Origin of the sequence: Sporosarcina sp. P16b, assembly GCF_002743065.1 — a bacterium.
Taxonomy (GTDB): domain Bacteria; phylum Bacillota; class Bacilli; order Bacillales_A; family Planococcaceae; genus Sporosarcina.
Map to the genome: position 1 here is coordinate 80392 of NZ_PDYO01000009.1, position 6492 is coordinate 86883.

The following is a 6492-nucleotide window of genomic DNA, read 5'->3' on the forward strand; positions in this document are numbered from 1 at the left end:
TAGCTTACCCGTTAGAAAAACGGTATACCTACGAGGAGGAATTTATTGTGGCAGAGATCAGAGTACCTGAACTAGCAGAATCAATTACAGAAGGTACAATTGCAAAATGGTTAAAACAACCCGGTGAAAACGTAGATAAAGGTGAATTCATCGTTGAATTGGAAACAGATAAAGTGAACGTCGAAGTCATTTCGGAAGAAGCAGGCGTGTTATCCGAACTATTGGCTGCAGAAGGCGACACAGTTGAAGTTGGCCAAGTAATCGCGATTGTAGGTGAAGGTTCAGGTGCACCGGCACAACAAGCTCCACAAGCAACTGAAGCAACACCAGCACCAGCACAAAAAGAAGAAACACCAGCTCCAGCAGCGGCTGCAACGGAAGAAACATCTTCTTCAGACCGCACTATTGCAAGCCCAGCAGCACGCAAGCTTGCTCGTGAAAAAGGTATCAATCTTGCAGACGTATCACCAGTTGATCCAATGGGTCGCGTCCGCGCGCAAGATGTATCTGCTCACAACAACGCTCCAGCACCTAAAGCTCCTGCGGCACCAGCTGCTAAAGCAGAAGCAAAGGATGACGGCCGTATTACGCGTCAGAAAATGACTCGTCGTCGTCAAACAATCGCTAAGCGTTTGCTTGAAGTAAGACAATCCACAGCCATGTTGACGACTTTCAATGAAATCGATATGTCGAAAATGATGGAACTTCGTTCACGCAAAAAAGATCAGTTCTTCGAGCAAAACGATGTACGTCTAGGCTTCATGTCATTCTTCACGAAAGCAGTCGTAGCAGCATTGAAGAAATATCCATATGTTAACTCTGAAATCGATGGCGATGAAATTCTGTTGAAGAACTACTTCGATATCGGTATCGCAGTATCTACTGACGGTGGACTAGTTGTACCAAACGTAGTCGATGCAGACCGTAAGAGCTTTGCTGAAATCGAAGCGTCTATCGGAGAACTTGCGAAAAAAGCCCGCGATAATAAGTTGACAATGGCTGATATGACAGGCGGTTCATTCACCATTACAAACGGTGGAGTATTTGGTTCACTATTGTCTACTCCAATCCTTAACGGTACACAAGTAGGAATCTTGGGTATGCATACAATTCAGAAGCGTCCAGTAGCTATTGGGGACAATATTGAAATTCGCCCAATGATGTATGTTGCACTTTCTTACGATCACCGTGTAATTGATGGTAAAGATTCAGTAGGATTCTTGAAGATGGTTAAAGAGTTGCTTGAAAACCCTGAAGACCTTCTACTAGGTTCTTAATTAACACACACCAAGCGACCCGCTAATCAGCGGGTCGCTTTTATTTAGGGAAGGAGAGATTTTATGTCATATTTACAATGGTTGGATGAACCTACGTTGAAGACGGTGACGTGTACCCATACCGATGCAGCGAAGTATTTGGTAAGTAATATGCTGACAGTGGGGAAGACCTATGAAGTGAAGAATGAAACGGAAGAGTTTATCTTTGTCGTAGACAATTCAGGCAAGGTCGGCGGATATTATAAGACGTATTTTGAGTGAATAGATAGTGAAGGGGAGACGGTTCTTAATTGAATCGTCTCTTCTTTTTATTGGAGAGTGAAGAGATGGGAAAGGCGATGGCATCGTTGATCGACGTTCCAGGCGTACGCGTTCAGGAGGACCCGTGTTGAGCCAACTAGTCACTGCGTTCCTTTAGTTGTCTCACCTGTCGGGCATGATCCTCCTCAAGTCGCCTTGCACTTACGATCAAATTTTTGTTGTGTTCTGATGTTCAATTCGTGAGGAGTTAGTGGGGGCAATCGCGGTGCCGCTCATTGATCTGCTCAAGTGCTCTTAGAACATTGTTATGTGCTCTATGACATCTCTGATCCGCTCTATTCGGGTTTCCAGTCGCTCATAGCCACTGCACAAGCGATCATAGAGACCTCGCAACCGCTCATAGCCCAACATCACGCGTATCGTTTCGAACTTGCATTTACACCAACAAAAAAACCGTCTCTCTTATGAGGGACGGTTTTGTGACTCTTCATATACGGCGAGTAAACGGGTCTTGAGTTCTTGTTCCATTCTCGCGATCTCGGTCTCAGCAGCTTTGCGTTTTGCGCGTCCATCTGCTTGGATTAGCAAGGTTTCTTCAATCGTCTGAATCAAGTTCTCCTGTGTCGTTTTCAATGTATCGATTTCTATAATACCTTTTTCATTCTCTCTGGCTGTTTCGATACTATTCACTTTCAACATCTCGGAATTACGAAGCAACAAATCGTTCGTTGTCTTTGTGACGAGCTTTTGTGACTCCACGGCTTTTTGCTGACGGTTGAGTGTTAGGGCAATCGCAATCTGGTTCTTCCACAGCGGGATGGCTGTCATGATGGATGCCTGGATTTTCTCAGCCAACGTTTGGTTCGTTTGTTGAATCATACGGATCTGTGGCGCACTCTGAATGGTGATTTGACGGGATAGTTGCAAGTCGTATAAGCGTTTTTCTAAACGGTCCACAAATTGTGCCATGTCGTTAACTTCTTGAACCATCATTTGATCATCTGCTTGCTGTGCTTTTTTATGCAGTTCTGGAATGATTGTACTATTGATTTCATCAATCTTTAATTCTGCAGCGGCAATATAGACATTCAATGCTTGAAAGTAGGTTTTGTTTTGTTCATACAAATTGTCCAACATACGAACGTCTTCCATTAAACCACGTTTGGAATGCTCCAGTTGAACGCTTATTTTATCGACTTGTGTGCCGAGTTTTTCGTATTTCGTCATGATTTCTTTGATCGGGCGAGTAGCCTTGTTAAATAAACGGCTTAGACCTGATTTCTTTTTATCTGATAGATCATCTGTATCGATTTCAGATAGCTTGGCCATTAATTCATTCAATACATCACCGACAGGTCCGATATCTTTGCCTTGAACATGATCGAGCATTTTGTGAGAGAAGTTGGATAGTTCATTTTGTGCATTGGCACCGTAGGAAATGACGGCCTCGTAATTACCGACAGGAATCTGTGAAGCCAATTGACGTGCTTTATCTTGTTCTTCGGGTGTTAATCGGTCAATCAATTTAGCGGGTGCCGCTGTGTCGGACAGCGAATTCTCCATTTCTTTTGGAAGCAGGCTAGCATCCATATCGAATGGATTACCAAGCAAGTCGTCCACCGATTTTTCTTGTAGTACGTTTTTATCTGTCATTAGAATGTTCCCCTTTCGATTGAAGCAACGGTTTGTCTCTTTTGAGTGTAATATCGACGTAATCAATTTCCATTCGAAGCTGTTCTAAATCAGTTGATACGGCGTTACGTAGATCTCGTTCCATTTCGAGACTCAAATCAGATAATGTTTCGCGGGTATGTTGTAATGCGACTTTGATATCTTGGTCTTTTAATGGTTGATTAACGAGTAGGCTGTACTTCGATGTTAATTCTACAACGGAATCAAGATGGGCGTAGAAAAAGCTTTCGACTTGGTAAAATTTTCTCGGGTTGGACTGGACGATCTTGATGATGCGTCGAGCCATTGAAGACATATCGTATACTTGTCTGAATGCTTGGATTGAACGGACTTGTCCGTACATATTTCCGAGCTGTTTTAGCTTTCGTTTAGATTCATTCAGTTGTTGTTCAATATGTTTATATTCAGAGCGTGCCATCCCGAATTTTTTTAATGTAGAGCGTAACTGCAGTTCTTTAATCGCTACGTTGCCTCCAGCATACAGTGCGATCCCGATTGCGGAGCCTATGAAAAAGTTCGTGCTTGTACCGCCAATTAGGATTACCCATGTTAGGAAACTAGTCGGAGCCATTAGTGCATGTCGTGTGAAGAAGTTTTTTAAATTATTCATGATGTTTTAGGCCGCCTTCCATTCTGACTCTATATAATACTTACGGATTAACGACGAAAAGGTTTCATTTATCGTGCAGACAGTAAGGTTACTGGAGCCTACCTCAATTATAGCCGAAAATGGTCGAAAACTCATATATTACGCAACAAGAATCAATTTACTTTGATTAGCGAGTTGAATTTGCTAGAATGAATATCATTCCTGCATTGCGCAAGGTAAAGGAGTGCTTACTGAATGTATGAAGTGGTATACATGAAGGCGGACTTTGAGCCGTGGTGGATGTTTGAAGAGTGGAGAGACTACTGTGTCTCATCCAAAACATTTACGAATAAAATTGATACAGAAGCATATGTTAAAGAACAGATCGGGAAGATGGAACCGTGTTTTGAACATTATGAAATACGCAAAGGCTGCTTCCATGCATTTTGGTCCACATCTGAAAAATACTATTGCAATGGTTGTGAAGGAGATTTGCAGTTGTATCACGGAATTATCGTGTTGTTAGACGGGGAACCAAACATATCGTAAGAACATTCAGTAAATGCGCTTTTTATTAATTGACAAAGAAGCCCAATATGTTATACTAAACGTAAGTAAATTAATTGAACGACCGTATGCTAAGTGATTCACCTATTACAAAAGGGATCGGCGACGTCGGCAACTTTTGTAATACGTGAATTTTTTTGTATGCTAAGGTTCGTGTATTAAAGTATTTATATTTTTTTGGAGGTAATCGAATGAAACAAGGTACAGTGAAATGGTTTAACTCAGAAAAGGGCTTCGGTTTTATCGAAGTTGACGGAGAAGAAGACATCTTTGTACACTTCTCAGCAATCCAAGGCGACGGATTCAAATCTCTTGACGAAGGTCAACAGGTTGAATTTGAAGTTGTCGAAGGAAACCGTGGTCTACAAGCAGCTAACGTTGTTAAAATCTAAACCACTAGAAAAGGCGCCCATTGCGGCGCCTTTTCGTTTGCAGTAAATTACGGTTGTGTTACCGTTTCTAGACTCGATGTAACGACAAATTCCTCTTCACCTTCCATCGACATCATCGATTCACGTTTAACTTCTCCAAAATTCTTCACGAGATAGATCCTATTCACAAAGTCTTTTCCTACTTGCTCGATCACGACCGCATCTTCAAATTGCTGATAGGGGGTTTCCACTGAAGCGTTCATCTCCACAATCTTCCAGTCATCAAAAGTTGTACCTACTTCAATAGGACCTTTCAAATAGGTCCGGATTGGCTTCATGGACTCTAGCTCTTCCGTCGGTGGAACTGCTGCGTCCAATTCAATATGTTCTTCCTGCAATACTTGGATTTCATCTCCATTGAGTTTATACACTTTTTGAACGAATGCACCACCGTTGTTTTCATGAATTACGACAAAGTCTTGCGCAGGCCTTGCAACGGTGATGTCTAGCTCGGCAAATTCATTGCCGACACCTTTATAATGCGCGCTTGAACCGTCCGGGAGAAAGTAATCAAGTAAGGCTACATCGGTCAGATTCGCATCCTTGTTGTCATGTTGTTCTGAGGTATCACCGTTCTTTCCTTCTTGATTTGTCTTAGCAGAGTCAGTCTTACCATCAATGGACGTAGCAGGCTTGTTTGAGCATCCGACGAGCACGAGAAGCAATGCAATCGTTAAAAACCATAGATTGCGTTTCATAATGAAAAACCTCCTTTTACTTTGTGTTATTCCCTTACTGGTGGAAGCTATTCATGTGGAATAAAAAAAGTAGGGTAAACGATACGTAAATTACTCCGATGCGTGTAGCTGAATACCCAAACATCTTGTCCATTTAATTCACTATCTAACCAGTAAATTATTTTAATAGGGAAGTCTATTTTTCTTCTAACCGTTTTTTAATATTAGAAAAATCAAAACTCGAAGTATACGATTTTTTTACGAATAACCAAACAACTCCATCTATAAACATATTGAATAGTTCTAGTAAAACCTGGTTCCAAATAATCCTTCCTACTACAATAATCCTCGCATCTCATTTTTTGGTATACTATAGATAACACACGTACAGTAATTAAGGAGGGGAAGAGCAATGAAGAGTACATTTGTAATTCGTCAGAGAGCCTTTTTAAAGCTCTACATGCTCAATAAGGCAGAAGAAGGGAACTTGTATGGCTTACAAATATTAGATGACCTTTTAGATCATTTCAGAGATCTTGGTTATCGACCGACTAAGTCTGAAGTATACAAGTCTCTACATGATCTACTCAACGATGGTCTTATCGTTAGACATCCGGTCCATAAGCAGGGGACGGAGATGCAGACACTTTATATCTACCGCATAGGTGACCAGGAAAAAGTAAAAGCCTACAAAGATACGATAAAGTTCGAGATTGATCGATCGATCTCATTACTTAATAGAGCACTGCAAGACAATTATTCGCAAAAGAGAAAGTGAAAAAGGCGCTGGCGTTGACCGTTGTTTTTACGATTCAATAGTGTACACATACATGTATGACTTGTTGACGTCAAACGCAAAAAAGTCCCCTAGAAGCATATAAAATGTACCCTATAAGATAGACACTTTGAAAAAAGTCTATCCTATAGGGTACTTTTGTTTATAATGAATAAAAAGATGTGGGGGCGGATGAATGTGACTGAACGATTGTTTACCTTAA

8 protein-coding genes are annotated in these 6492 nt (G+C 41.4%); 5 read left to right on the plus strand and 3 right to left on the minus strand.

Annotated elements, in window-relative coordinates; translation table 11 throughout:
• Positions 1-47 precede the first annotated feature (47 nt).
• Positions 48-1277 carry a 2-oxoglutarate dehydrogenase complex dihydrolipoyllysine-residue succinyltransferase gene (odhB, locus tag CSV77_RS11605; RefSeq protein ID WP_099673553.1) on the plus strand — a complete coding sequence of 410 codons (1230 nt, stop codon included), beginning with the start codon at positions 48-50 and terminating at the stop codon, positions 1275-1277.
• A 63-nt stretch (positions 1278-1340) separates the two neighbouring features.
• A complete protein-coding gene (locus tag CSV77_RS11610) occupies positions 1341-1538 on the plus strand; it encodes a DUF6501 family protein (RefSeq protein WP_099632336.1) in 198 nt (65 codons plus the stop codon).
• Between the two features lie 462 nt (positions 1539-2000).
• On the opposite strand, the gene CSV77_RS11615 is transcribed toward CSV77_RS11610, so the two are convergent.
• Positions 2001-3254: a toxic anion resistance protein gene (locus tag CSV77_RS11615; RefSeq protein ID WP_369802763.1), complete on the minus strand. Its 1254-nt coding sequence runs from the start codon at positions 3252-3254 to the stop codon at positions 2001-2003.
• Complete coding sequence (locus CSV77_RS11620; protein WP_099673554.1) at positions 3181-3840, minus strand: 5-bromo-4-chloroindolyl phosphate hydrolysis family protein; 660 nt, start codon at positions 3838-3840, stop codon at positions 3181-3183. Before CSV77_RS11620 ends, CSV77_RS11615 begins: the two co-directional genes overlap by 74 nt.
• A 234-nt stretch (positions 3841-4074) precedes the next feature.
• Here CSV77_RS11620 and CSV77_RS11625 point away from each other — a divergent pair, with 234 nt between their 5' ends.
• Positions 4075-4368: a DUF1033 family protein gene (locus tag CSV77_RS11625; RefSeq protein ID WP_099673555.1), complete on the plus strand. Its 294-nt coding sequence runs from the start codon at positions 4075-4077 to the stop codon at positions 4366-4368.
• 209 nt (positions 4369-4577) lie between these two features.
• A complete protein-coding gene (locus CSV77_RS11630; RefSeq protein ID WP_085130730.1) occupies positions 4578-4778 on the plus strand; it encodes a cold-shock protein in 201 nt (66 codons plus the stop codon).
• A 47-nt stretch (positions 4779-4825) separates the two neighbouring features.
• On the opposite strand, the gene CSV77_RS11635 is transcribed toward CSV77_RS11630, so the two are convergent.
• On the minus strand, positions 4826-5515 hold the full coding sequence (locus CSV77_RS11635; protein WP_099632332.1) for a hypothetical protein: 690 nt from the start codon (positions 5513-5515) through the stop codon (positions 4826-4828).
• A gap of 391 nt (positions 5516-5906) precedes the next feature.
• Here CSV77_RS11635 and CSV77_RS11640 point away from each other — a divergent pair, with 391 nt between their 5' ends.
• On the plus strand, positions 5907-6272 hold the full coding sequence (locus CSV77_RS11640; protein ID WP_099632331.1) for a helix-turn-helix domain-containing protein: 366 nt from the start codon (positions 5907-5909) through the stop codon (positions 6270-6272).
• The last annotated feature ends 220 nt before the right edge of the window (positions 6273-6492 follow it).